Origin of the sequence: Dactylosporangium siamense, assembly GCF_016862795.1 — a bacterium.
GTDB lineage: Bacteria > Actinomycetota > Actinomycetes > Mycobacteriales > Micromonosporaceae > Dactylosporangium > Dactylosporangium siamense.
On sequence record NZ_BONQ01000047.1, the window covers coordinates 67119 to 92002 of the forward strand.

General features: G+C 71.4%; 28 protein-coding genes. 7 read left to right on the forward strand and 21 right to left on the reverse strand.

The window, feature by feature from the left end; all coding sequences use genetic code 11:
- Window positions 1-81: 81 nt before the first annotated feature.
- The 3 genes from Dsi01nite_RS14940 to Dsi01nite_RS14950 all read left to right on the forward strand — a co-directional run bounded on the left by Dsi01nite_RS14940 (window position 82) and on the right by Dsi01nite_RS14950 (window position 1647).
- Window positions 82-453, forward strand: a complete 372-nt coding sequence (locus Dsi01nite_RS14940) for a hypothetical protein (RefSeq protein ID WP_203846731.1) — start codon at window positions 82-84, stop codon at window positions 451-453.
- A gap of 214 nt (window positions 454-667) precedes the next feature.
- A complete protein-coding gene (locus tag Dsi01nite_RS14945; protein WP_203846732.1) occupies window positions 668-883 on the forward strand; it encodes a CbtB-domain containing protein in 216 nt (71 codons plus the stop codon).
- 14 nt (window positions 884-897) lie between these two features.
- The gene (locus Dsi01nite_RS14950; RefSeq protein ID WP_203846733.1) at window positions 898-1647 is read left to right on the forward strand and encodes a CbtA family protein; all 750 of its coding nucleotides are present in this window, start codon (window positions 898-900) and stop codon (window positions 1645-1647) included.
- 393 nt (window positions 1648-2040) lie between these two features.
- Here the strand turns inward: Dsi01nite_RS14950 and Dsi01nite_RS14955 are convergent, their stop codons facing one another.
- From Dsi01nite_RS14955 to Dsi01nite_RS57290, 3 genes are all read right to left on the reverse strand, one after another.
- Complete coding sequence (locus Dsi01nite_RS14955) at window positions 2041-3675, reverse strand: hypothetical protein (protein ID WP_203846734.1); 1635 nt, start codon at window positions 3673-3675, stop codon at window positions 2041-2043.
- 269 nt (window positions 3676-3944) lie between these two features.
- Window positions 3945-4118: a hypothetical protein gene (locus Dsi01nite_RS14960; RefSeq protein ID WP_203846735.1), complete on the reverse strand. Its 174-nt coding sequence runs from the start codon at window positions 4116-4118 to the stop codon at window positions 3945-3947.
- A gap of 162 nt (window positions 4119-4280) precedes the next feature.
- Window positions 4281-4895 carry a hypothetical protein gene (locus Dsi01nite_RS57290; protein ID WP_239135900.1) on the reverse strand — a complete coding sequence of 205 codons (615 nt, stop codon included), beginning with the start codon at window positions 4893-4895 and terminating at the stop codon, window positions 4281-4283.
- Here Dsi01nite_RS57290 and Dsi01nite_RS57295 point away from each other — a divergent pair.
- Complete coding sequence (locus Dsi01nite_RS57295) at window positions 4809-5345, forward strand: tyrosine-type recombinase/integrase (protein ID WP_239135908.1); 537 nt, start codon at window positions 4809-4811, stop codon at window positions 5343-5345. The two genes, Dsi01nite_RS57290 and Dsi01nite_RS57295, sit on opposite strands and share 87 nt — an antisense overlap.
- A gap of 152 nt (window positions 5346-5497) precedes the next feature.
- On the forward strand, window positions 5498-6322 hold the full coding sequence (locus Dsi01nite_RS14970; protein WP_203846736.1) for a TSUP family transporter: 825 nt from the start codon (window positions 5498-5500) through the stop codon (window positions 6320-6322).
- Between the two features lie 50 nt (window positions 6323-6372).
- On the opposite strand, the gene Dsi01nite_RS14975 is transcribed toward Dsi01nite_RS14970, so the two are convergent.
- From Dsi01nite_RS14975 to Dsi01nite_RS15025, 11 genes are all read right to left on the reverse strand, one after another.
- Entirely contained in the window at window positions 6373-7047 is a 675-nt protein-coding gene (locus Dsi01nite_RS14975) for a hypothetical protein (RefSeq protein WP_203846737.1), read from the reverse strand.
- Between the two features lie 194 nt (window positions 7048-7241).
- Window positions 7242-7583: an ArsR/SmtB family transcription factor gene (locus tag Dsi01nite_RS14980; protein WP_203846738.1), complete on the reverse strand. Its 342-nt coding sequence runs from the start codon at window positions 7581-7583 to the stop codon at window positions 7242-7244.
- Window positions 7567-8457 (reverse strand): metal ABC transporter permease, encoded by an 891-nt coding sequence (locus Dsi01nite_RS14985; protein ID WP_203846739.1) that lies wholly within the window; start codon window positions 8455-8457, stop codon window positions 7567-7569. Before Dsi01nite_RS14985 ends, Dsi01nite_RS14980 begins: the two co-directional genes overlap by 17 nt.
- Window positions 8444-9331, reverse strand: a complete 888-nt coding sequence (locus Dsi01nite_RS14990) for a metal ABC transporter permease (protein ID WP_203846740.1) — start codon at window positions 9329-9331, stop codon at window positions 8444-8446. The genes Dsi01nite_RS14985 and Dsi01nite_RS14990 overlap by 14 nt, the downstream gene beginning before the upstream one ends.
- 9 nt (window positions 9332-9340) lie before the next feature.
- Window positions 9341-10102 (reverse strand): metal ABC transporter ATP-binding protein, encoded by a 762-nt coding sequence (locus tag Dsi01nite_RS14995; protein WP_239135901.1) that lies wholly within the window; start codon window positions 10100-10102, stop codon window positions 9341-9343.
- Window positions 10095-11039 (reverse strand): metal ABC transporter substrate-binding protein, encoded by a 945-nt coding sequence (locus Dsi01nite_RS15000; protein ID WP_203846741.1) that lies wholly within the window; start codon window positions 11037-11039, stop codon window positions 10095-10097. Before Dsi01nite_RS15000 ends, Dsi01nite_RS14995 begins: the two co-directional genes overlap by 8 nt.
- A 198-nt stretch (window positions 11040-11237) precedes the next feature.
- Window positions 11238-11633: a Fur family transcriptional regulator gene (locus Dsi01nite_RS15005; protein WP_203846790.1), complete on the reverse strand. Its 396-nt coding sequence runs from the start codon at window positions 11631-11633 to the stop codon at window positions 11238-11240.
- Between the two features lie 102 nt (window positions 11634-11735).
- The gene (locus Dsi01nite_RS15010) at window positions 11736-12761 is read right to left on the reverse strand and encodes an LLM class flavin-dependent oxidoreductase (RefSeq protein ID WP_239135902.1); all 1026 of its coding nucleotides are present in this window, start codon (window positions 12759-12761) and stop codon (window positions 11736-11738) included.
- Window positions 12751-13143, reverse strand: a complete 393-nt coding sequence (locus Dsi01nite_RS15015; RefSeq protein WP_203846742.1) for an SCO5389 family protein — start codon at window positions 13141-13143, stop codon at window positions 12751-12753. Before Dsi01nite_RS15015 ends, Dsi01nite_RS15010 begins: the two co-directional genes overlap by 11 nt.
- Before the next feature lie 18 nt (window positions 13144-13161).
- Window positions 13162-14142 (reverse strand): ATP-binding protein, encoded by a 981-nt coding sequence (locus Dsi01nite_RS15020; protein WP_203846743.1) that lies wholly within the window; start codon window positions 14140-14142, stop codon window positions 13162-13164.
- 175 nt (window positions 14143-14317) lie between these two features.
- On the reverse strand, window positions 14318-15448 hold the full coding sequence (locus Dsi01nite_RS15025; protein WP_203846744.1) for a hypothetical protein: 1131 nt from the start codon (window positions 15446-15448) through the stop codon (window positions 14318-14320).
- 94 nt (window positions 15449-15542) lie between these two features.
- On the opposite strand from Dsi01nite_RS15025, the gene Dsi01nite_RS15030 reads away from it, so the two are divergent.
- Window positions 15543-16544, forward strand: coding sequence for a permease (locus tag Dsi01nite_RS15030; RefSeq protein ID WP_203846745.1), 1002 nt, complete (start codon window positions 15543-15545; stop codon window positions 16542-16544).
- The gene (locus Dsi01nite_RS15035) at window positions 16541-17305 is read left to right on the forward strand and encodes a TIGR03943 family putative permease subunit (RefSeq protein ID WP_203846746.1); all 765 of its coding nucleotides are present in this window, start codon (window positions 16541-16543) and stop codon (window positions 17303-17305) included. Before Dsi01nite_RS15030 ends, Dsi01nite_RS15035 begins: the two co-directional genes overlap by 4 nt.
- A 15-nt stretch (window positions 17306-17320) precedes the next feature.
- Here Dsi01nite_RS15035 and Dsi01nite_RS15040 read toward each other — a convergent pair whose 3' ends face one another.
- The 7 genes from Dsi01nite_RS15040 to Dsi01nite_RS57300 all read right to left on the reverse strand — a co-directional run bounded on the left by Dsi01nite_RS15040 (window position 17321) and on the right by Dsi01nite_RS57300 (window position 24816).
- Window positions 17321-18418 (reverse strand): hypothetical protein, encoded by a 1098-nt coding sequence (locus Dsi01nite_RS15040; protein WP_203846747.1) that lies wholly within the window; start codon window positions 18416-18418, stop codon window positions 17321-17323.
- Window positions 18419-18447: 29 nt separating this feature from the next.
- Entirely contained in the window at window positions 18448-18876 is a 429-nt protein-coding gene (locus Dsi01nite_RS15045; RefSeq protein ID WP_275423370.1) for a Fur family transcriptional regulator, read from the reverse strand.
- Between the two features lie 73 nt (window positions 18877-18949).
- A complete protein-coding gene (locus Dsi01nite_RS15050; protein WP_239135903.1) occupies window positions 18950-19855 on the reverse strand; it encodes an anchored repeat-type ABC transporter permease subunit in 906 nt (301 codons plus the stop codon).
- A complete protein-coding gene (locus tag Dsi01nite_RS15055) occupies window positions 19852-20577 on the reverse strand; it encodes an anchored repeat-type ABC transporter ATP-binding subunit (protein ID WP_203846748.1) in 726 nt (241 codons plus the stop codon). Before Dsi01nite_RS15055 ends, Dsi01nite_RS15050 begins: the two co-directional genes overlap by 4 nt.
- Window positions 20574-21386, reverse strand: a complete 813-nt coding sequence (locus tag Dsi01nite_RS15060) for a choice-of-anchor M domain-containing protein (RefSeq protein ID WP_203846749.1) — start codon at window positions 21384-21386, stop codon at window positions 20574-20576. The genes Dsi01nite_RS15055 and Dsi01nite_RS15060 overlap by 4 nt, the downstream gene beginning before the upstream one ends.
- Before the next feature lie 32 nt (window positions 21387-21418).
- Complete coding sequence (locus Dsi01nite_RS15065) at window positions 21419-22945, reverse strand: anchored repeat ABC transporter, substrate-binding protein (protein WP_239135904.1); 1527 nt, start codon at window positions 22943-22945, stop codon at window positions 21419-21421.
- Window positions 22942-24816, reverse strand: coding sequence for a TIGR03773 family transporter-associated surface protein (locus Dsi01nite_RS57300; protein WP_239135905.1), 1875 nt, complete (start codon window positions 24814-24816; stop codon window positions 22942-22944). Before Dsi01nite_RS57300 ends, Dsi01nite_RS15065 begins: the two co-directional genes overlap by 4 nt.
- Between the last annotated feature and the right edge of the window lie 68 nt (window positions 24817-24884).

A 24884-nucleotide genomic window follows, 5' to 3' on the forward strand; every position in this document is an offset into this window, starting at 1 on the left:
CACGCTCATGGGGGTTCCCACCCGCCCTTTCGGCTGCGTACCGTGAAGACTCGACTACCAATTGCTCGGTAGGAGGTCGTCATGCGACGTGCCCTGTTCCTCCTGGTGGCTTCGACCGGCCTGGTGCTGATCGCCACCCCAGCATCGGCGTTCGCCCACAACGCGGTCCACAACGTGTGGCTGCACACGCTCCTCGACGGCCTGACCCTCGCGGTCGTCACCGCCCCGCTGTGGACGGCGATGCTGTGGGGCGCGGCCCACAAACGGCTCCTGCTGGCCCTCGTCGCGGTCGTACAGATCCCGGTGGCGGTCATCGGCTTCGTCCCGATCTCCACCCCATGGATCCACCTCGCCTCGTTCGCCGGCGCGCTGGGCCTGACCGGGTTCTCGTTGTGGTACGTGCGTCGCCTCGCCCGCACACCCGACACGGCACCGGTCACCGCGGCATCCTGACGCCGCCCATCGCGACTCGAGTGCCGCTCGGCACATTGATTGACACGCCGGTACGCCGACCGTAGCGTCCCCGGCGACACGTGACGGTCAAACGGAAGCCGGTGCAAGCCCGGCACGGTCGCGCCACTGTGACCACCGCGAGCGGTGGAAGTCAGACCCGGCGACCGTCACGACACCACTCGATGGGACGCGTAATCCCGCAGGAGGCTGCCTCATGGCAACCATTTCCGCGCTGCCCGCTCCGGGCACCGCACCCGCCCCGATCCCGTTCCGGCAGATCCTGCCGTGGGCACTCTTCGGCGCCGTCATCGCCGTCGTACTGCTGTACTTCGTCGGCGCCGAGCAGGGCATCACCGCCGTGTTCGCCGGCGAGACCGTGCACGAGTTCGTCCACGACGGCCGGCACCTGCTCGGCTTCCTCTGCCACTGAGAGGGACGCCGATCATGTTGAACGCCCGTACCCTGCTCATCCGCGGCATGTTCGTCGGCGTCGTCGCCGGTATCGCTGCGTTCGTGTTCGCGTATTTCTTCGGTGAGGGCCCGATCGGCGACGCGATCGCCTTCGAGGAGGCGCACGCCACTCCGCTGCCCGCCGGTGAGCACGAGCACGAGCTCGTCAGCCGCGGCGTGCAGAGCACCATCGGCCTGCTCACCGCCTCGGTCGTCTACGGCATCGCGCTCGGCGGCCTGTTCGCCATCACCGTCGCGATCGCCGCCGGCCGCATCGGCAGACTCAGCGCCCGCGCCACCGCCGGGCTCGTCGCCGTCGCCGGTTTCGTCGGGGTGGCGCTGGTGCCGTTTCTGAAGTACCCGGCGAACCCGCCGGCGACCGGTAACCCCGACACTCTCGGGCAGCGGACCGGCCTGTACTTCCTGATGCTCGTCATCGGCGTCGCCGCCGTCATCGGCGTGGTCGTCGTCGCCCGGTCGCTGCAGCCGCGGCTCGGCACCTGGAACGCGACGATCGCCGCTACCGTCGGCGCCGCCGTGGTGGTCGGCACCGCGATAGCGCTGCTGCCCTCGATCAACGAGGTGCCGGAGAGCTTCTCCCCGATCCTGCTGTGGCAGTTCCGGCTCGCCTCACTCGGCACACAAGCGGTCACCTGGGCCACCCTCGGCCTGCTGTTCGGCTACCTCACCGAACGCAGCCAGCGTCCCGCCCCCACGGTCGCGGCGCAACCAGTCGCTGCCTGATCGAATCTCCGTTGGCCGGTCTGATACAGCCTCGGCGCTATCAGCTGTAGCCGGCCATCGGCACCGTCGAAAGCCGGGCCTTCGACTCCGGCAGCCACCCAGAGCCGCGCCGTAGCCCGCTGCCGGATCAGCTCGACTTCAACGAACGGGTCCGGCCTGGCACAGCGTGGGGCGCGCCCGTCGCCGGTGGATCGACGAAAGCACTGAGCCGGAGCTGCTGCCCAACAACGGCAGCTCCGGCTCGGAGGGCATGCCCGAGGTCCTACCTTGTGATGTAGATCAGGTACACCTTGCGACACCGGCGGTCGGCTCGGCGGGGACGAATTCGCCGTCGCCGTCCTCGGCCCACCGAACTCCGGACGTGCGCGGACATTGGGTTCGGCGTCGTGCGCGTCAGGTATTGGCGGGCCGACCGGCGTAGATGCCTTCGTCGTCGGTGCAGACATACCGCGCGACGGCGTCGTCGGTACCGCCGACTGCAGCGCGGAGCTCCGGCAGGTTGGCCAGGCTAAGGCGTGGGGCACGGATCGTGACGTTGCCGAGGTCGAGGGTGCGCCCGCCGCAGTACACGATGTAATTGGCAGGTTCCATCAGCATTCCGCCAGGCGGCAGCGTTTCGTGCATGGCGACAAAATCGGCGAGCCTGTCGCTGCGCACGGTGAGCAGCACCGCGTTCTTGTCGGTCCGGATCTCTTCACCATCGAGGAGGCGGACCGCGTCGAGGAGGTCTGCCGCTTCGTCCGGCGGGATCTCGTCTGGGATCGGGAACTGCTGTCCGGTATGCGCCTGGACCCGTTCGAGTGCAGCGATGATGTCGGCGGCATGTCGGGCGCTGGCGATGAGGTCCACCATACGCGCTTCGGTGACGACGAACGGACTGCCAAGCCGGCGGTCGTTGACCCGCAGTTCGAGCCGGTCAGTCGACTCGGCTTGACGGAAGACCTCGTAGGCGCCACTGATGGCGTACGGATACTTGCCGGCTGCCCTACCGGTCAGGTGGGCACGGACAGCACCACCGAGCTCCGGTCGGTCGGCCTGCAGAACAGCGGTGAACAACGCGGCAGGGTCGCCCACTGTGACTCGCAGCCCACGCCGTCCGATCGTCGGGGGTTGCTGGGGGAACATGCCGAGGCGGTGCTTGACCGTCCCGGTGGCCGCGACAAGCACTAGCTGGTACGTCGGCGGCGGCCCGGTCATTACGGTGCGGGTGGTGATCTGCAGCTGTCCGGTGGGGCCGCTGAGCTGAAACAGCTCGCCGATGCTGGAGGCCCGCAGGTCCGCGTCCGGCCGCAGGTATCTGCCGTCAACGGTGATGTCGCCGCCGTAGTCGAGGACATCGGTCAGTTGCTGTCGGACCGCCGTCGCTGACGGGTCGTCTGCAGGGAACGTGAAGAGTTCGTCGAGCGAGTCAGGGTCGAGTTGATCGGTGGGCAACTGGGACGTCAGGTTGAGCATGACGCCGTCAGCGGTGGTCGCGAAGTCGAGCCGGTGCGGGGTGAGGGCTTGGCCGCGGTCGCGCAGCCGAGCAACTCGCTCGACGAGGTCATCGACGGTGGTGATAACGGCCTGTTCCATGCCGAACTGCTGGGCCAGGGTGAGCAGTTCGTAGCTTTCGCCTTCAACGAAACGGCGCAGATGCTCCCGAGTGCCGAGGTGGCCGTTGAGCCACTGCAGCCCGCGCCAGACCAGCTTGACGTCTGGGTGGTCGCGCTGCAGGTCGTCGAACCAGGTTTCCTCTGCTGGCGAGTGGTCCAGCGGCAGCACCAGCACCCAGCACGCCGGGCTGTGATTGATGGCTTGCGCGAGCGATCGTTCCACCTCGCGGCGCTGCGTTTTCGTGAGCCGGACCGCGAACGACTTGATCTCAAAGATGACGAGGCCGTCCGTGCTGTCCCACCGCACGTCACGGCCGCCGTCGCCACCGCGGCCGTCGATCGGCCGGGCCCCGTCGTACAGGTCGACGAGCAACATCTGGATGGCATGTTCGATGGTGGCCGGGTCCAGCCGATCCCAGCGAATCGCGCTCACTGCCCACCGCTCCGCGTCGCTGGCTGATACCTCGTGACACCACCTGCGGCCAGCGCGGCATCTCGCAGCAGATGCTCCCAGCCATCCGCCATGGACACCTCCGTCGATCGCACTCACCGACCATGGGCAAACCCCCGACGACCGCCATCAAGTTACGGCACACCCCTTGCCCACCCAACCCAATCTACGGCCGCGGAGACCAGCACCCGCGACGGCCGCCTCCGTTGGCAGGTCACTGGGTTCGCCATGGTCGGGGGCAGCGGTGGCGCTCAGGCCAGTGTCGCCGCCCGCCCCGATACCGCGCCGCCGCGGCGGCCAGCGACTGCTAGCCGGCCGAGGACGTCGCGCCGGGTCAGCGCTTCGTCCTCCATGCCACTGGCATAGCGGAACTCCGCACTGCGCCCACCGAACGGTGGCGAGTGAAGCGAATCAACGATCAGCATCCGCTGCAAGTTCGATGGCGGTGGAACGATCGGATCGCAGCCGTCCGGTCCAGTAGGGACCGGACGCCAACCTCGCTGTGCCGACCGGCCACCGCATCACCCAAACCAGGTTAGCGGACGAGTAGCCAACGACTCGATGGCCCGCGAGCCATGATCATCAACCTAGGTCACTGCCAATGGAGTCGTCATCGGATGCGGTGTCAACCGCAGACTCGGCTTGAGCAGGTTCTCGAACGTCCCGAATCCGCGCGCCACCAGCCGGTTCACGGTGTCTGTCGCCAGCATCCCTGTGTGCGCATCTGTCGATGCAACCCCTGCGCTCAGCACGTCGGTGAGTTCCTGTCGCGAGCCCGTGAGAAACCACGGCTCGTTCGGTGCGTCAATGAGCTGAGCGGTGACCGCGACAACCTCAGCCAGGTTTTCGCTGCACAGGTTCGCGAGCCTTTCCGCCACTTGGCTGCCGGCGCTCGACACGGCACCACCGCTCCTCAGGAGTGCTCGAAGCTGTTCGAGCGCCCAGCCGGCAGGGAATTGGCCGGAGGCGAACCACCATCCGAAGCCGCTCAGGCCGCGGACAGTCCGGCCCACCGGATCCGCAAACCCTGACGGCTCCCCACCACCCGGCGGGCGCTCACACCGGCCGAGCTGACTGAGATCAATCTGGTCGCCCGCACCACCGGCAACGACACGATCCTGGACGCGCTGCTGCTGCGACTGCACACCGAAACCGCCTGCCGGCGCGGCGGCGCCCTGGGGTTGCGGCTGCAGGACCTGCACGCTGACCACGGCCTGCTGCGGCTGCTGCGCGAGAAGGGCGGCACGATGCGCTGGCAACCGATCAGCCTCGACCTCGCCACCAGCCTCACCCAGCACGCCGCCGTCCGCGGCGCGGTCCTGCCCACCGATCCGCTGCTGCGCTACCGTAACGGCAACGCCTTGACCGGCCGCCGCTACGACGAGCTCTGGCGCCGCATCGGCGCCCACCTGCCCTGGGTCGCCACCCAGGGCATCTCGACCCATTGGCTGCGCCACACCACCCTGACCTGGGTCGAACGGCATTTCGGCTATGGCGTCGCCCGCGCCTACGCCGGCCACACCGACACCACCGGACCGGCCACCACCACGTACATCCGCGCCGACCTCCAAGCCGTCGCCACCGCCCTCGCCGCGATGACCGGCCGGCCGCACCCGCTCGCACAGCCCATCGACGGTCGTCGGGTGGTCTAGCGTCGGTTTGGACGCGCCCACGTCGCACTCCTGCGGATCTCCGCAAGCCCGAACTCGTTGTAACGCTGGACTGTTGGCGGCGATTTCAGGTTCGCAGCTTCCCGGACGAGCGCGCTGGCCGATCAACGGGCCGGGAAACTAGGGTCGATCCGGTGCAGACCTCCGAGGCGGCGGACCGCCCGACCGTTCGGTCTTCGTTGCTGCTGGCCTTTGCCGCCGGCACTGCGGTCGGAGTTCTCGGCGGGTTGATCGGCCTCGGTGGTGCGGAGTTCCGGCTGCCGTTGCTGATCGCGGTGTTCGGGTTCGTCGCGTTGCAGGCCGTGATCGTCAACAAGGCGCTGAGCCTGGTCGTCGTCGTCACTGCGCTGCCCACCCGGCTGGTCGCCGTGCCGCCCGCCACGCTGCTGCCGTACTGGGACGTCGTGGCGAACCTGCTGCTCGGCAGCCTCGCCGGCGCCTGGGCCGGAGCCACGTGGGCCACCCGGATGCGTACCGCCACCCTCTACCGGGTCTTGGCCGCGCTGCTCATCCTCATCGCCGCCGCGCTGCTTGGCAACCACACCGGCACACTGCACCATGTCGCCCTGCCTCCCGTTGCGGTCCTCGCCGCTGGCGTGACCGCCGGGTTCGGCATCGGCGTGGTCGCCGCGATCATGGGCGTTGCCGGCGGTGAGCTGCTCATTCCGACGATCGTGCTGCTGTACGGCGCCGACATCAAGACCGCCGGGAGCCTCTCTCTGGCCGTGTCGCTGCCTACGATGCTCGTCGCGTTCGCTCGGTACAGCCGCGACGGTAGCTTCACCGTCCTGCGCCGCCACGCCCGGCTCGTCACCGTCCTGGCCGCCGGTTCGATCACCGGCACCGTCCTTGGTGGGCTCCTCCTCGGCGCCGTCCCGGATGCCGTGCTTATCCCAGGCCTCGCACTGTTGCTGTCGCTGTCTGCGCTGAAGGTGTGGCATCGCGCCACCGGCGGATAGCAGACCAGCCGTGTCGGTGAGGTGCACTGACGACCCGGTGACCGTCCTGTCTACTTTCCTTCTGGTGAGCCGTCGGAGGTCATGGCGCCCTGGCCTGGGGCGGCGGGGAGGAAAACGTGGGCGTGGCCGTGACCGGCGTCGATGTTGAGCTGGTCGAGCTGGGTGCCGCCGACGGCCCAGGTGGCGACGGCGATGTCGCGGAGCTTGCCGGCGTGGGCGAGTTGGGCGGCTTTCGCGGGTGCGGGGGCGGTGAGTGCCTGTTCGTAGGCGGTGACGGCCTCGTGGAGGGTGCGGGTGGCGGCGGTGAGGCCGCCACGGGCGATGTTGACGCCGGTCCCGGCGGATGGCGGGTTGTCGAACCCGGCGACGGCCTTGGTGGTGGCGGCGCGCCACGCGGTGACCTGCTGGGCGGTCGCGTCGGGTCCGGGTGTGGCGGCGCCGGGCGGTACTGCGGCGGCGAACTGCTCGAGGACTGGGGCGAGCGCGTCGCGGACCTGCCGTGCCTGTTCGGTGAGGGCGACGATCTGCTCGGCGTCGCGTTTGGCGTCGGCGGCCTTGAGCTTGTCGATCGCCTGTTGCGTGTCGGAGCGCGGGTCGGCGGTTGCCGCGCCGATCGGGCCGCCGAGCAGCGCGCCGACCGCCAGGGCCAGCACGATCCAGACCCAGGGCGGGCCGCTGCGCCGGCGTTGCGGGACGGCGGGGCGACGCTTGGTTTTGCTGCTCACTGCGGTGACTCCTCGCTCACGATGACAGCTGCCATCGAGGCGGTCCGCCGTGACCACCCGACCTTATTCGACACGGGCCCGCTGCCGCGGCCGTCGACGCTCCCGCCGAGGAGCACCGGCCGCCACTCGGCCTGCCGACACAGTACGGTTTGACCCGCTTCAGCGGAAGCGCATCCCATCCGGGCCGGCGACGCTCAGTTGCCGCGGACGGCCAGGGCGGCGGCGATGATGGGCCGGGCGGCGGGGTGCGAGAGCCGGTATGTGGTGTCGCGTCCTACCTGGATGCGTTGGACGACGTGTGCCTGGCGCAGCACGCGCAGGTGCTGGGAGACCAGGGTCTGGGTGGCGCCGACGGCGTCGACGATCTGGTGGACGTGCAGGTGGTCGTGGTGGGTGAGCAGCTCGACGATCGCGAGCCGGAGCGGCGCGGCGAGGGCGCGGAACAGTGCGCTCGCGGCGTCGTACTGCGCCGGCGTCGCTGTGCCGGCGGCGCCGTCGATGCGCTGGTCGGCGGTCTGCTCAAGGTTGGGTGACAACCGACGCTCCGATTTCCTGAGGTGACGTCGCCGCCCGGTCCGGTGTGGGGTGGCGGCGGTGCAGCCATCGGGCGAGCAGGCTGTGGCGTGGGCCGACGAGCATCGAGGCGGCGAAGCAGCCGGTGGCGATCAGGCTGATCGCGGCGCCGGCGGCGACGTCCCAGCTGCGTGACAGCAGCAGCCCACCGATGGTGCTGGCGACGGCGACGCTGACGGCGATGGCGGTCATGGTGGCGATCCGGTCGGTCCAGAGCCGGGCGGCGCCGGCCGGGGCGACGACCAGGGCGAGGGTGAGGATGGTGCCAACGGCGGGTACGGCGGTGACGACGACGGCCGAGATGAGCAGCAGCAGGCCGAGGTCGATGGCCGTGGTGCGGTAGCCGGCGGCCCGGGCACCGTCGCGGTCGAACGCGGTGAACAGCAACGCGCGGTGGCCGAGGCTCAATGCTGCGGCGACGACGGTCGTGACCGCGGCGGCGACGGCGAGGTCTTCGGTGGTGACGGTGAGGATCGAGCCGACGAGGTACGCGGTCAGGTCCTTGGTGAACCCGCGCTGCGCGGACAGCAGGACCACGCCGAGCGCGAACCCGGCGGCGAGCGCCACGGCGGTCGCGGTGCTCGGGTCGTGGCCGCGGCGGCGGGACAGCGCGACGACGGCGAGCGCGGCGAGGATGCCGGCGGTGGCGCCGCCGAGGTAGAGGTCGATGCCGACGACCGCGGCGATGACGACGCCGGGGAAGGTGGCGTGGGTCATCGACATGGTGAAGAACGCCAGGCGCCGCAGCACGACTTGGACGCCGAGCATCCCGGTGGCGACACCGATCAGGACCGCCTCGATCAGGGCTCGGTTGAAGGCGACGTCAAGCCACGGCATCGGCGAGCCTCCGGCGGCGAGTGAGTCGGCCGACGAGTCGGCGCGACGGTGGCACGAGCAGGGCGAGCAGGTACAGGCCGACGAGGGCCAGCACGACCGTGGCGCCGCTGGCCAGGCGCGTCCCGTAGGTCACGGACGCCTGGTAGCTGACGACGAGGCCGGTGTAGCCGGCGGCGGCTGCGGCGACGACACCGACGGCGGCGATCACCGCGAGCCGGTCGGAGAGCAGCCGGCCGGTCGCGGCGGGGACGACGAGTAGGGCGACGACGAGGATGGTGCCGACGGACTGCGCCGCCGCGACGACGACGAGCGCGACGCTCATGTTGAGCAGCAGGTCCAGCAGCCACACGCGGTAGCCCGTGGCTGCGGCGCTCTGCGGGTCGAACGCGCGCAGTCGCAGCTCCTTGGCCAGCAGCGCCAGGGTGAGCAGCACGACGGCGCCGACAACGGCGGTCTGGACGAGCTGGGTGGCGGTGACGGCGAGCAGCCGGCCGAACAGGAACGCGGTGAGGTCCGCGCTGTAGGAACTGCGCCGGGAGACGAGGATGACGCCGACGGCGAACATCGCGGCGAGCAGGACGGCCAGGGCGGTGTCGTCGGTGACCCGCCGGGACCTGGTGAGCAGCGTCAGCAGGGCCGCGGTGACCGCGGCCGCGACGAGCGCGCCGGGGAACACGCCGCCGGTGCCGCCGGCGAGGAACCCGATGACCACGCCGGGGAAGACGGTGTGGGTCATGGTGTCGGCGACGAACCCGAGCCGGCGGATCAGCACGAACGTGCTCACGACGCCGGCGAGCGCGGCGAGCAGCAGCAGTTCGACGAGCGCGCGGCCCATGAACGGCGTGGTGAACGGCTCAACGAGCACGGCATGCATGGCGGCTCCTCATGGGCGGGCCACGATCACACGGTCACCGCGCAGCTCCAGGGCCTGGCTGCCGTAGGTGGCGCGCAGCAGGTCGGGGGTGAGCACGTCGTGGACCGGCCCGAACCCGTACATGTGGCCGTTGAGCAGGCAGGCGGTGTCGCAGGCCAGGTGGGCCAGGGTCAGGTCGTGGGTGCTGATGACGACGGCGGCACCCTGCTGTTTCAGGGCGGCGATCGCGGTCAGCAGCGCGTCCTGGCTGAGGGCGTCGACGCCGTTGAACGGTTCGTCGAGCAGCAGCAGCCTGGGTCGCTGGGCGATGGCGCGGGCGAGCAGGACGCGCTGGCGTTGTCCACCGGAGAGGGTGCCGAACCTGGCCTTGGCCCGGTCGGCGAGGCCGACCTGGTCGAGGGCCTCGGTGGCGATGTGCCGGTCGGTGCGGCCGGGCCGGCGCAGCCAGCCGACGCGGCGGTAGCGGCCCATGAGCACGACCTGCGCGACGGAGATGGGGAACTCCGGGTCGAGGGTGTCGGCCTGCGGGACGTAGGCGACGTCGCGGCGAGCTGCGACCGGCGACCGGTCCAGCACTGTGATGGTGCCGGACGCTACCGGTACCAGACCCAGGACGGCCTTGATGAGGGTGGATTTGCCGGCGCCGTTGGGGCCGATCAGGGCCACGGTCTCGCCGGGCTGCACCTGTGCGTTGACGTCCTGGAGGACGGGGGTGCCGTCGTAGGCGACGGTGGCCCGGTCGATGCGCAACGCGGCGCCGGCGTCAGCCACCGAGGGCCTTCACGATGGTGTCGGTGTTGTGGGTCTCCATCTTGAGGTAGGTGTCGCCGGCGGAGCCTTCCGGGCCGAGGGTGTCGCCGTAGAGGGCGTCCTCGCCGGCGACGACCTTGACGCCGGCCTGCTTGGCGATGGCCTCGGCGGTCTTCGGCGGCAGCGAGCTCTCGGAGAACACCGCCTTCGTGCCGGTCTGCTTGATCTTCGCGACGATGTCGTCGACGTCCTTGGCGGACAGTTCGGCGGAGGTGTCGAAGCTGGGGATGATCGAGCCGACGAACTGCAGCTGGTATCGGTCGATGTAGTAGCCGAACGCGTCGTGGTTGGTGACGAGTTTGCGGTCGCCGGCGGGCAGTTTGGCGATCTTCGCGGCGATGTCGGTGTCGAGCTGGTCGAGCTTGGCGCTGTAGTCGGCGAGATTCTTCGCGAACGTGCCGGCGTCGGCGGGCGCGGCGGCGGTGAACGCCTTCTCGATGCTCTGGACCATCAGCTTGGCGTTACGCGGGTCGTGCCAGATGTGCGGGTCGCCGTGCTCGGCCTCGTCGCCCTCCCCCTTGCGGATCTTGATGCCGGCGCTGGCGTCGACGGTGGTGCCCTTGAACCCGGCGGAGCTGATGGTCGCGTCGAGCCAGCCCTCCAGGCCGACGCCGTTCTTGACGAGGACCTTGGCGGCGCCGATGGCGGTGAGGTCGGCGGGGGTCGGCTCGTAGTCGTGCGGGTCGATGTTGGGCTTGATGATCTGGGTGACGGCGATCCGGTCGCCGCCGATGTTGCGGGCGAAGTCGGCGACCTGGGTGGTGGTCGCCACGACGGCCAGCTTCGCGCCGGCGGCGTTTGCCGGTTGGGCGGTCGCACCGCCGCCGTCGCCGCACGCGGCGAGGCCGGCGGTAAGGCCGGCGAGTGCGGCGGCGACCGCGAGTGATCGCAGCTTCATATCGGTTGCTCCTCGAGTGCACGTCTGATCCGAACGAGCCAGACGGTACTCGTTTTCATTTGCGATAACGAGACGTCGTATCGCAATGTGCGCATTCCAGCGCCACGACAGGCACCGAGGCACCCGTAATGGTTTCCATTCCGCAAGGCGGACGTGGAGTGCGCGGCACCTGTGGCGCCGCAGTGGAACCGGCAGCCGTCAGGCGGCGCAGGCGCGGCAGGTGCCGAAGATCTCCAGCGTGTGGCCGACGTCGGTGAAGCCGTGCTCGGCCGCCATCCGGTCGGCCCAGCGCTCGACGGTGGGGCCCTCGACCTCGACGGTGGCGCCGCAGTGGCGGCAGACCAGGTGGTGGTGATGGCGGCCGCGACCGCACTTGCGGAACAGCTGGTCGCCGCCCGGCAGCCGGGTGACGTCGACCTCACCGGCCTCCTGCAGCAGTTGCAGCGTCCGGTACACGGTGGTGAGGCCGACCTTCGCGCCGCGCTCGACCAGCAGCGCGTGCAGCTGCTGCGGGGTGCGGAAGTCGGTCGTCTCGTCGAGCAGGGCGAGCACCTCGTTGCGCTGCCGGGTGTTCCTGCTCGTGCCGGCCAACATGTCGCTCACTGCGCGCCCCCTCAACCCGGTGCCGGCCGTGCCGACCGGCGGCATCAGCCGGTCGGCACGGCGGCGTCCAGTGTATGCCCGCGGCGGAGGCGGTCATGCGGTGCGCAGGGCCGGGAGCACCTCGGCGCCGAGGCGTTCGATGTTGCGGATCGTGCGTTCGGGTGTGCCGCCGGCCTCGACCATCAGCAGCAGCCGTCGCGCGCCGGTGCCTGCCAGGGTGCCGGCGAGCCGCTGGACGCATCGTCCGGGCGGTCCGACCGGGTGGACGGCCAGCAGGTGCTCGACGTAGTCCGCGACGTTCCTGGTCAGGGTGGTGCCGTCGATGCGGACGTGTTCACCCGCCCTGGCGAGCCAGCCGGGCAGCGTCGCGCGCAGCACCCCCTCGGCCCGCTCGGTGCTGTCCGCGACGTACGCCAAGTGTGCCGACACGTGCGCCGACCCGTGCGCGCCGCCGGCCTGGGCGTGGCGGCGGATGACGTCAGTCTTGCCGGCGTCGGTGTCGTGCATCCCGAGCAGCAGCGGCAGCCCACGAGCGGCGGCGAGGTCGACGGTCGACGGCGACGTGGCCGCGATCCAGACGGGCAGGGCGCGCTCCGGCCGCGGTACCACCGGCACGTCGCGGAACCGGAACCTAGGCCCGTCGCCGCACACGGTCCCGGCACCGGTGAAGGTGGCGAGCAGCAGGTCGACGGCCTCGGCGAACGCGTCCGGGGCGTAGCGGTCCAGCCCGGTGCCGAACACCTCGAGGTCGGCCCACGGGCCGCCGCGGGCGACACCGAGGTCGAACCGGCCGCCGGACACGGCGTCGAGCAGCGCCGCCTCCTCGGCGAGCGCTACCGGGTGCCGGACGGACAGGTTGGCGGCGGCGGTGCCGACCCGCAGTCGGCTCGTCCCGCCGAGGATGAACCCGGCCATGGCGAGGGCCGACGGGCAGGTGCCGTACGTGACGAAGTGGTGCTCGGCGAGCCAGACGCCGTCGAAGCCGGCCCGCTCCGCCGCCTGCGCGTAGGCGACCGCCGTGCGGAGCGTATCACCGTGCCCGACGCCGGGAAACTGTCCGGCCAGCAAGAAGGCGCCGACAACCACCTTCCCGCCGGCCGGGCCCGTTTCAGCAGTCACGCAGTTCCGGCGACTGGTTGAGCAGCTGACCGCGCGGGGACACGAACGCCTGGTAGCGCTCGCCGCCGACCGCGGCGGGGGTGAACGCGGCGACGCGGTGGCAGTTCTGGAATGCCAGCTTCACCTCGAAGTGGCGCTCCAGGCCGCCGCGGATGGCGTCGCTGGCCAGGGCCCGCAGCAGCTGCCCGCGCTCGGCCTCGCTCGGCGGCGGTACCTCGTGGTCGGCGAACTCGCCGCCGGACGCGTGCAGGTCGCCGACGACGCCGCTGATCACGGTCCACGCATACGGCAGCGAGTCCCGCACGCAGGCGACGAACTCGGCGTCGTCGACGGGGCCGACCTCGGCCCGTTCCAGCAGGGCGGTGGGGACGTCGAGTGACATCGGTTGCTCCTCTACGAATCAGCGCGCGGCGACGGTCGCCGGCTGCAGGACGAAGTCCGGGTCGATCTGGGCGGTGAGATCCTCGCCGGCACGGGCGTTGCCCCACGCGACAGCGTTGCGGGTGTGGAACTCAGCGGCTTGCGCCGCGTAGCGACGCCAGTCTTTGACGCAGCCGTCCAGCGCCGCGCGCATGACCCGCAGCGCCTCGGCGTTGCCGGCCTCGAGGTCGCCGATCTGCAGGTGCCGGCCGCGTTCGGCGGCCTTGACGAAGCCGGACCGGCCGATCCAGCACAGCAGGTCGTCGCCGACCTGTTCGCGCAGGAACGTCACGTCGTCGGCGTCGTCGACCTTGTTGCCCACGACCGCGACCCGCACCCCGTGGTCGCGGGCGTAGCCGACGTACTGCCGGTACACGCCGACGCTGCGCACCGTCGGCTCGCACACCAGGAACGTCAGGTCGAACCGGGTGAACAGCCCCGACGCGAACGAGTCCGCGCCCGCGGTCATGTCCACCACCGCGTACTCCCCCGGGCCGTCGAGCATGTGGTTGAGCAGCAGCTCGACCGCACCGACCTTCGAGTGGTAGCAGGCGACGCCGAGGTCGTCGGCGGCGAACGGTCCGGTGACCGCGAGCCGTACCGGGCCTATCCGGTGCACGAGGCCGGCGTAGAGCGGGTTGTGCTCCTCGACCCGGACCAGCCGTGACCCGGCCCCGGGCGGGGTGGTCTTCAGCATCGCCGCCGCTGAAGGGATCCGCGGGTTGTCGCCGCGCAGGTATTCCTTGATCTCGTCCAGCCGGTCCCCGAGGGCGGGCAGCATCGCCGCCTCGTCCGGGTCGGCGCCGAGCGCCACGGCCAGGTGCTGGTTGATGTCGGCGTCGATCGCCAGGAGCGCGGGCGGGGATCCGCCCGTCGAACGGTCTTCGGCAAGGTACCGGGTGAAGAGCGCGGCGAGTGTGGTCTTCCCGCTGCCGCCCTTGCCCACGAACGCAGTCTTCACGTCCTTAGTCGTATCGGTTTTCATTTTCACCGTCAAGCGATTCGCCCGAATTCCACCACCCCGGACGTCACCACACCGACGACGCCAGGTTGTGCCATCTCGATGCTAGACAGCATTCAGCTTCAGCGGTGTGACGTGCATACATTCGCAATGGTGAATGCGCAGGCGGTGTGGCTCAGCCGGTCAGTGTGCCCAGGTCGAGGCTGTGCCAGGTCTCGTGCTGCTGGTCGCCGGTGGACCACCACAGCACGCGCTGGCGGGCAAGGACCTGACGGACGTTCTCGGCGACGGTGACGAGCCGGGCGTTGGTCAGGTCGTAGAGGACGAGCCGCTGCCGGGTGTCGGGTGCCGACCCCGTCATCTGCAGGACCGGTTCGAAGCGGTCCAGCAACGCGACGTCGGCGACGGCCGCGCTGAAGGCGGATCCGCCTACCCTGCGCCGGTCCGAGCCGTCCGATCGGATCATGTCGTAGCGGGTGCTGCCGTCGGTGCCCGTGGTGACGATGGACCGGCACCAGGTGGGGCTGCATCCGATGTACTCCGACGGTGACGCCGGCACGGTGATGCGCCGGCCGGTGTCGAGGTTGCGCACCTCCAGCGGTCCACCCTGACCGGCGCCGGTGCCGGTGCCCTCGGCGCTGTGCAGCCACGGCCACACCAGCAGCTGATAGGCGCCGTCGACCGGCCGGACGGTGGTCGGCCCGCCCGACATGGGCACCGACCGGATCTCGGTGACCGGCTGCTCCGCCGACACCCCGACCGCTGCCCAGTACAGCCGGCCGTCGTGCATGAGGAGGTCGTACTGGGAGTTGAAGAAGACGATCTCGCCGGTGTCAGCCGTCAACGACGCCGTCGGGGCGGCGCCGCGCACGGACGCCCGCCAGATCCGGGTCTCGGCCGGGTCGGCGACCGACTCGCCCCAGAACACCGTGTCACCCGCACCGGTGAAGCCCAGGAAGTTCGGGTACCGGTCCTTCGCAACGCGGTGCAGTTCACGGACGCCGTCGGCGGTGCGCGCGACGACGCGTTGCGCGGCGCCGTCCGGGGTGGGCGCGACGCCGATCGAGGTGGACGCGTCCAGAAACAGCCATGGTGTGTACGGGGCGCCGTCCGGCAGCACGCCCGGCAGGTCGACGACGGTGGCGTTCGGCCATGCCTGCGTCAAGGACGGCGCGGAAGCCGCGGAACCCGCCTGCGGTTGCGGCGCCCGCCGGGGTGGTCCGCTGACCACCAGCCATCCGACGAGCAGCAACGCGACCACCGTTGCGGCGGCACGCACGAGCCCGGTTCGACCGACCGCTTCCACGCGGCAGACGGTACCAACCGATCAGCCCCGCACCGGCTGGCATGCCGTACATCGGACGGTCCCGTGTCGTGCCGGACGACGGTAGCCTCGCCTGGTGACGTTGACGGACCAGCCACCTACCCCGACCCCGCCCGTATCTCGTCGAAGGCCACGTGTCGGGTCGGTCGAGGTGCTCGCCGCCCTGCTCGTCGTCGTGGTGCTGCTGCGCGGGCCGATCACCCGGGCACTGTCCGCGCCGGCGCTGCAGACGTGGATGACCGTCTTCGTGTCGATCATGACCCAGGCGATCCCGTTCCTGGTGTTCGGCGTGGCGCTGTCGGCGATCATCGCGGTGTTCGTCCCGGCGTCGTTCTTCGCCCGCGCACTGCCGAAACACCCCGCCCTGGCGGTGCCTGTGGCCGGCGCCGCCGGAGTGGTGCTGCCCGGCTGCGAGTGCGCGTCGGTGCCGGTCGCCGGTGCGCTGATCCGCCGCGGTGTCGTGCCGGGAGCCGCGTTCGCGTTCCTGCTCGCCTCCCCCGCGATCAACCCGATCGTGCTCGTGTCGACCGCGGTCGCGTTTCCCGGCGAGCCGAAGATGGTCGTCGCCCGCGCGGTGACGTCCCTGATCGTCGCGTGCCTCATGGGTTGGCTGTGGCAGGCGTTCGGCAAGGGCGACTGGCTGCGGATGCCGTCCCGGTCGCACCTGGACGGCCTCGCGAAGTGGCCGGCGTTCTGGGCGTCGGTGCGGCACGACGTGCTGCACGCCGGCGGGTTCCTGGTCGTCGGTGCCGCCGCCGCGGCCGTCGTCGCCGTCGTGGTGCCCAAGTCGTGGCTGCAGCTGCTGTCGACGAACCCGGTCGTGGCGATCCTGGCCCTGAGCCTGCTGGCGTTCATCCTGTCCATCTGCTCGGAGGCCGACGCGTTCGTCGCGGCATCGCTGACCCAGTTCTCGCTGACGGCCAGGCTGGCGTTCCTCGTCGTCGGGCCGATGATCGACCTCAAGCTGTTCGCCATGCAGGCCGGCATCCTCGGCCGCGGCTTCGCCCTGCGGTTCGCACCGGCGACGTTCGTCATGGCGGTCACCGTCTCAGCGATCGTAGGAACGGTGATCTGGTGAACCGTCAGGCCCAGGCAGTCATCCTGCTGCTCCTCGGCGGCGCGGTGCTGCGCGCCAGCGTGACCGACCAGTACCTCAACTACGTCAAGCCGGGTCTGCGCGGCTTCCTCATCGCCGCGGCCGTCCTGCTGCTGCTCACCGGCGCCGCCGCGCTCTGGCAGGGCATGCGAACCGGCAGCCCGGCCCCCGACGGACATGACCATGACCACGACCATGAACATGGGCACGCCGACGACGAGGACGGCCATGGCCATCACAGTCCCCGGGTCGCGTGGCTGCTGCTCCTGCCCGCGCTCGGGCTGCTGCTGGTCGCACCGCCGGCGCTGGGTTCCTACGCGGCGGGCCGGACCGGGACCGCGCTGACCGCCCCGTCGGACTTCGCACCGCTGCCCGCCGGGGATCCGGTGCGCATCGGCCTGCTCGACTACGCCTCACGCGCCATCTTCGACCAGGGCCGCTCGCTCGGTGACCGGCGGGTCCAGCTCACCGGGTTCGTCATGCCCGGCCCGGACGGCACCACGATCCTCACCCGGATGATCGTCAGCTGCTGCGCCGCCGACGCGCGGCCGATCAAGGTCGCCCTCGGCGGCGACCTGCCCCCGGGCATCGCCGGCGACCCGAACGAGGAGCAGTGGTTCGAGGTCGTCGGCGTGTACGACGCCCGCACCGTGAAAGACCCGGTCAACGCCGAGAGCATCCCCTACCTGCGCGTCGTCGAAGCCAAGGCGGTCGCCACCCCCGCGGAGCAGTACGAGTCCTGACATCGCGGCGGCGGTTCAGGGTGTCAGGGTGCGCAGGTCGACAGCGTGCCACTCGGCCGCGTCCTGCTCCCCGGTCGACCACCACAGCATCCCCTGCCGCGTCACCGCCGACCCCACACCGACGGCGATGAGGGTGAACGTGCGGGAGTCGATGCCGTACAGCAGCAGACGGGCCGTGCCGCCGCCACGGTCGGCGACGACCTCGAACCGGTCCAGCGGCGCGACCTCGGTCGTCGCCGGCAGCACGGTGGCGGCACCGACCTGCCGGCGTTGCGACCCGTCAGGCTGCATGAGCTCGAACCGTGCCACGTCGGCGCCCAACGCGGTCGTCGTGCGGCACCACACCGGTGTGCACGTCACCCGTTCCGCGGCGGAGCTCGGCACCGCGACCCGCCGGCCGGTGGCGGCGTTCACCAGCACCACCGCGGCGGTGCCGCGCCCTCTGCTGGTCAGCCACGGCCAGCCCGTCAGGAGCAGGTCGCCGTCGAGCGTCACGATGTCGACCTTCCCGCCGGCAACCGGCACGGACCGCAGTTCGGTCATCGCGGTGTCACCGCCCTCCCGACGGGCAACCCAGTGCACGGCACCGTCCGCGACGACCAGATCGTCCTGCCGGTCGTAGAACTGCCCGGCGCCGGCGTCCGCGGTCACCATTGCCGCCGGCGCGCCACCGGTCACCGGCGCCCGCCAGATCGACGACGCGGTCCCCTCGGCGGACTGCACCACCTCGACCCAGTACAGGTGCCCCCGGTCCGCGGTGAGGCCGAAGAACTGCGGCCTCACCGATGCCGGCACCTGGCGCAGTACCCGCTCCGCACCCAGTTCACCGCGGAGCACCAGCCGTTCGGCGAGGCGGTCGGGTGTCGGTGCCGTACCGATGGAGACAGCGACGTCGAGGTACAGCGCCGGCACGTACGACATGCCGTCCGCGAGGCGGCCGACCGTCGTCGACGTCCGCGCGGCCGGCCACCGGCTGCTCAACGGAGGCGGTCCCGCGTCCGGCGCAGCATCCGGACCGGTCCGCCGGTCGCGGTCACCGCCGGCCACGACCAGCACGCCGGCACACGCCACCGCCACGACGAGCGCCGACACCTGCCTCCAGCCACGGGTCACAGTTGGCGAAGATACCGCGCGCCGGCGCGTCAGCCGGCGGCCGGCCGGCAGTCCGCGCAGGTGCCGAACAGCTCCAGGGTGTGGTTGACCTCGGCGTACCCGTGCGCCGCCGCGACCTGCCGCGCCCACGCCTCCACCGCCGGCCCGGTCACCTCGACGGTCCGGGCGCAGTGCCGGCAGGTCAGGTGATGGTGGTGGTGATCGTCGCGGCAGCGCCGGTAGTGCTGCTCGCCGGTGCCCAGCCGGAGCGTGTCGACCTCACCGGCCTCGGCGAGCGCCTGCACGGTGCGGTAGACGGTGGTGAGCCCGATCGTCGAACCCCGTTCCCGCAGCCGGGTGTGCACCTGCTTGGCGCTGATGAACTCGTCGGTCGCGGCGAGCAGGTCGAGCACCTCCCGGCGTTGCCGGGTGCGGTGATGACGCCGCTCGGGCGGTCCCACCATGGATCGCCGGCCCATCGGTCCGCCGGCGGGCGGGGACGTCACGTGAAGCTCCCGGGGCGGTCGGCGCGGGCCACCGGTCCATTTGGTTTCACCGTGGTACTCCTTCTCCGGTGACCGGCTTGATCGGGTCGGATCGGGTGCTGTCCCGGTGGCGCAGCCGGGCCCGGGCCAGCACGCCGTGCCGGGGTGCCAGCAGCCAGCAGACGACGAAGACACCGGTCAGCACGAGCACGATGAGGCCGCCGGCGGCAAGGTCGAGGTGGTAGGACAGGTACAGGCCGGTGACCGCGCCGAGCGAGCCGATCGCGGGTGCGGTGAGCATCATCGTCAACAGGCGGTCGGTGAGCAGCCGGGCACACGCCGCCGGGGTGACCAGCAGCGCGAGGACGAGGATGTTGCCGACCGCCTGCAGGGAGATGACGATAGCCAGGGCGACCATCGCGTACAGGGCGACGTCCAGGACGGCGACCGGCAGGCCGTTGGCGCGGGCGGTCTCCCGGTCGAGGGTGACGGTGACGAGCCGGCCGTGCAGGACCGCGGCGGCGGCGAGCAGCGTGGTGCCGGTACCGGCGACGGTGAGCACGTCGCGGTCGCTGATGCCGAGGATCTGCCCGAACAGGAACGATTCGAGGGAGCCACTGTAGCCGGGTGCGCTGCTGAGGATGACGATGCCGAGGCCGAACGCGGCGGCGAAGAACACCCCGATGACGGTGTCCTCCTTGAGCCGCCGGTTCTGCGCGACGGCGGCGATGGCGAGGGCGGTGCCGATGCCCGCGGCGGCGCCACCGATGACGAGGTCGGCCTTGAGGACGAACGCGACGGCGATGCCGGGGAAGACGGCGTGGGAGACGGCGTCGCCGATGAACGCCATCCCGCGCAGCACGACGTGGCTGCCGACGACGCCGCAGACGATCCCGGACATGGCGGCGACGAGCAGGGCGCGCTGCATGAACGCGTGGTCCCACGGCTCGACGATGAGGTCGACGACGTTCACGAGGCGGCTCCGGTGACGCCGAACGCCCGCAGCCACACAGCCGGGTCGCGGAGTTCGTCGGGGGCGGCGTCGGCGATGACGGTGCGGTTGAGCAGGCAGATCCGGTCGCAGAGCCGGTTGGCGGCGGTGTGGTCGTGGGTGGTGACCAGCAGCGCGGTGCCGTCGCCGGCGAGGCGGCGCAGCAGGTCGGTGAGCACGGTCTGGGTGGGCTGGTCGAGGCCGGTGAACGGTTCGTCGAGCAGCAGCAGCGCCGGTTGCAGGACGAGGGCCCGGGCGACGAGGACCCGCTGGCGTTGCCCGCCGGAGAGTTCGCCGACGGGCCGGTGCCGCAGCTCGGTCATGCCGACCCGGTCGAGGGCAGCGCGGGCGGCGGTGGTGTGTTCGCGGGGCGGGCGGCGCAGCCACCGGGTGCGGTGGGCGAGGCCGGTACGGACGGCCTGTTCGACGGTGATCGGGAAGTCCCACGCGAACTCGTGGCGTTGCGGGACGTAGCCGATGCTGCCGCGGGCCCGTTCCGCCGGTTGCCCGGCGACGGTGACGGTGCCGGCGTGCCGGTCGAGCAGGCCCAGGATCACCCGCAGCAGCGTGGTCTTCCCGGCGCCGTTGGGTCCGATCAGCGCGACGATCTCACCGGCGTGCACGGCCAGGTCGACGTCGGTGAGCACGTCACGGCCGGCCAGGCGGGCCGCGACGCCCCGGACGAGCAGGGCGGTGTCGGTCATGGCTCGCTCCTGCGGATCCGGCGGCGCACGATCCAGACCGTCAGCAGGGCGAGCAGCACCCCGGATCCGATGGCCGGCCACAGCCACGCCCGGTCCGGGCCGGAGCTGTGGGTTCCTTCGGCGGTTGCCGGCCCGGTGCTGGCGTTCGTCGCGGGTGAGGGCGCCGGCGGGAAGACCGCTGCCGGGTCTCCGGGGCCGACGTGGACGCGGAGGGTGCCGCGACCGCTGAGTCGTTCCCCGGCCTTGCTGGCGGCGGTCATCTCCACGTCGATGCGGTATGCGCCGGGTGCGGTGAACACCCAGTTGCCGTGCACGTGGGTGTCGGCCTCCACGCCGCTGTCCTGGGGCATCGGCTTGCCGCTGTCGAAGACGACCTGCGGCGCGCCGAAGTTGCCGTTGAGGAACAGCGCGAACCGTCCGGGACCGGTGACCTGATGGACCCGCCAGGTCATCTCCCGCTGGATCGTCGTGGCGACGGTCGGGTCCTGGGTGCTCCAGCCGAGCCAGACCGCGTCCGGGCGTTGCACCTGCGGCAGGATCCACACGTCGCTGCCGGCGGTGCCGAGGAACGCGAACTCGGCGGTGGCGGGGACCTGGGCGCGGGTGGCGTCCGCGGCGTGCACGACGATCTCGTCGAGGCCCCGCCAGGCCGGTGGGCGCACGGTGTCGTCGCGGACCTGGATCCGCCAGGCGCCGTCCACAAGGCGCGGGCCGAGGTCGGCGTGGCCCGCGGCGAGGATCACCGCACCGCCGGCCGGCGTCGGCGCGGCCACCGCTGGACCGGACGTCCCGGCAAGCAGGCTCAGCACGGCAACGGTCCTCAGCACGGCGCGGGCCGCCGTCATCGTGTGCCGCCGAGGCAGGACGCCAGCTCGTCGGCGTTGTGCCGCATCATCGTCACGTAGTGCCTGGCCTGTTCGTCGAACGAGTCCCCGTAGAGCTTGCATATGCGGATGCCTTGGTCCTTCGCGATCTGGGTGAGCACGCTTGCCCGTTTGGAGAGGTTGGGTTCCATGAACACAGCCGGCACCCGCAGGTTGGTGATCGTCTCGGTGAGCTTGCGGACCTGCGCGGCGCTGGGTTCCTGCGCGGGATTCGGTACGACGAACCCGGCGACGGTCAGCCCGTAGGCCTTGGCGAGGTAGCCGAACCCGTCGTGGGTGGTGACCAGCTGGCGCCGGTCTGCGGGAATGCCGGCGATGCGGGCGCGGACGTCGTGGTCGAGCCGGTCGAGCTCGGCGAGGTAGTCAGTGCTGCGCCGCCGGTAGCCGTCCCTGCCGGCCGGGTCGCGGGTGACGAGGGTGTCGCGGATGATCTGCACGTACGCCTTGGCGTTGGCGACGTTCTGCCACAGGTGCGGGTCGATCTCGCCGTGCACGTGCTTGCCGAGGACCGCCTGCGGCAGCTGGTGGATGCTCTGCCCGGCCGGGCCGAGGAACGCGAACCGCGGGTCGGCCGGCACGGTGTCCAGGGCCCGGTTCGGTACGTCGATGACCACGTCCGCGGCGGGTACGGCCCGCTGGGTGCCGGGCGTCGCGGCGTCGGTCCAGGCGTAGAGCTCGCCGCGGTCGAGGTCGACGGCGACGTCGGTGTGGCCGCGGTCCAGCACGGTCGCCGGGCCCGCCACGGTGTGCGCGTCGACGCCGACGGCGAACGCGAAGGTCCCGGTCGCCACGGGTTGTGCCGCACCGTCCAGATTGGACAGTGTGGCGGACAGGGTCAGCCGGTAGACGCCCGGCTTGCTGAACGCCCAGTTGACGTGGGTGTGCGCGTCCGGGGGCAGGAGCGTGGTGTCGGCGGTGGACAGCCCGTCGGCGGAGTCGACGTAGACCTCCGGCTGGCCGAGGGCGTGGGTGAGGTAGACCGCGAGCTGCCCCGGCCCGTCCAGGCGGGTCGCGGTCAGCCGGATCTCCGACGCCCGGGTCGCGCCTCGGGCGGCGCCGCTGCCGCGCACGGCGAGACCGACCCAGGGCACGTCGAGGGCGATGTTCTCCACGAGGGGGATCACCTGCGCGCCGTACGCCTCCGCGGACTCGGCGAGGGAGACGTTCGGTGCGTCCTTCGGCGCGTTGGCGTCGATCGCCTTGATCAGGGCGTGTTCCTCGAGGAGCAGGTGGTTGGTGAACGTCACGTCCGCTTTCGCGATCGTTTTCGCGTCGCTGGGGGTCGGCTCGTACGAGTGCGGGTCGCCGCCGGGCGGCACCACCGAGTCGACGGTGACCCGGTCGCCGCCGACGGCCCGCACAAGGTCGGCGAGGATCTCCGTGGTCGCGACGACCCTGACAACGCCGTCGCCGGTCGGGGCGGCACCGCAACCGGCGAGCGCGGCCAACACCGTCAGGGCGGCGATGACGCGTCCGGGTTTCACGTCGTCCTCCGGCGCCGGTACGTCACCGCGACCAGCACCCCACCGGCGGCGATCATGGCGGCCCCGGTGGCGATCAGCGGCGCGAGCGCCGTTCCGGTGCGGGGCAGCCGCCCGTCGGTGCAGCCGGTGCTCGTCGTGCGGGGCAGCAGCGAGCGTGGGTCGGTGCCGCCGACGGCGAACGTCACCACGGAGGTCGTGGTCACGCCGGCGAGGGTGTGGCTGAACGACAGCCGGTACGCGCCGGGCTTCGTGAACGCCCAGTTGCCGTGCGCGTGGGTGCCCAGCGGCACGTCGAGACCGTCGGGCAGGCCGTCCTTGCTGTTGAACACGATCTTCGGCTGGCCGAACGCGTCGTACTCGAACACCGCGACCGTGCCGGGGCCGTCGACGCCGGTGAGCTTCCAGGTGACCGGGCCGCCGCTCTGCCCGGCCTCCTCGGTGTTCCAGCCGAGCCAGGGCACGCCCGGCTTCTGGGTCTGCGGCACCTGCCAGACGGTGGCGCCCTGACCGCCGAGGAAGTCGAACGGTCCCACCGGTACCGTCGATGTCGCGGCGTCACCGAGGTGGAACACGACGTCCGCGGGGGCGCGCCAGACGGGTGCGCCGCCGCCGGTGCCGTCCTTGATGCGGGTGACCAGCCTGCCGCCCTCCATGCGGGCCGCGAGGTCGGCGTGTCCGGCGGAGATGACGACCCCGCTGGTGCGAGTGGTCGGCGCGCACGAGGAGGTTCGCGGCGCGGCGGCGCTCGTCGCCGGCCGGGTGGTCGTCGCTTCCGGCGAGGCCGTGCGCGACGGCGTCGGGCTGGAACTCGGTGCTGCGCTGGAACTCGGTGCTGCGCTGGAACTCGGCGACGAGCTGGGCGGCGCGGACGCCGTGCCGCCGATGACTCGGTGGGCGGCGGCCGGGGCGGCCGACGGCGTGAAGTCCGTGGTGTAGGTGGGGACGAACCGGGCCGACAGCTGGTGCTCGCCGGCGGTGAGGCCGGTGACGGTGAACGCGGCGGCACCTGCGGCGACCGGCTCGCTGCCCAGGACCGTGTCTCCGTCGAGGAACTCGACCCAGCCGGCCGCGCCGTCGGGTGCGACCGTCGCGGTGAGGGCGATCGGGGTGCCCGCTGCCGAGGTGGCCGGCGGGGGCGCCAGGATGGTCGACGTCGTCGCGGCCGGGATGTCGGCTGTTGACGTGCCGCCGACGTACCAGGTGAGCTCGACCGGGCCGGAGCTGACCGGCGTACCGCCGGGCGGTGTCGCGGTGACCTCGAACGTCAGCGTGTACCGGCCGAGGGCGGTGAACACCCAGTTCGCGTGGGCGTGCGTCATCGCCGGCCACTCGCGGCCGCGGTACGCGGGGTCCGTCGAGCTGAAGTAGCGCAGCGGCTCCCCCACCGGACCGGATGCGAACACCTCGACCCGGCCCGGGCCACGCACCTCGCGGAGCTGGAAGCCGACGTCGGTGCCGGGCGTGACGCCTTCGGTGGACCAGCCGGGCCAGACGAGGGCGTAATCCTGGATCTCCGGAGCCATCCACATCGGCTCGCCCGGAGCGCCGAGGAACGCGTAGTCCGGCAGGTCCGGCACGGCGAGGCGTGAGGTGTCGGTGTCGAACAGCTGCACCAGCACGTCGGCGGGGTCGGCGAAGGTGGCCTCGTCGCCGTTGCCGATCCGGGTGCGGACGCCGAGGTGGCCGTCGGCGTAGTCGACGAACAGCAGGTCGGTGTGCACGTCGTTGAGCACGGTCCGCGCGCGGCTGGGCGGGGCGGGCACCCCGGGTGCCGCGCTCACCGGTACCGCCGCTGTGCCCAGCAGCGCCACCAGGACGCCGGCCGCGGCGAGCGCGCCGCCGAGACTTCGGCGGCGCGCCGGTGTTGGCATCGACGGTTTGGCAGAGTTCCACACGGAAACGATTTTCACTTTCATTAGCCGATCTGTCCAGTGGGGTG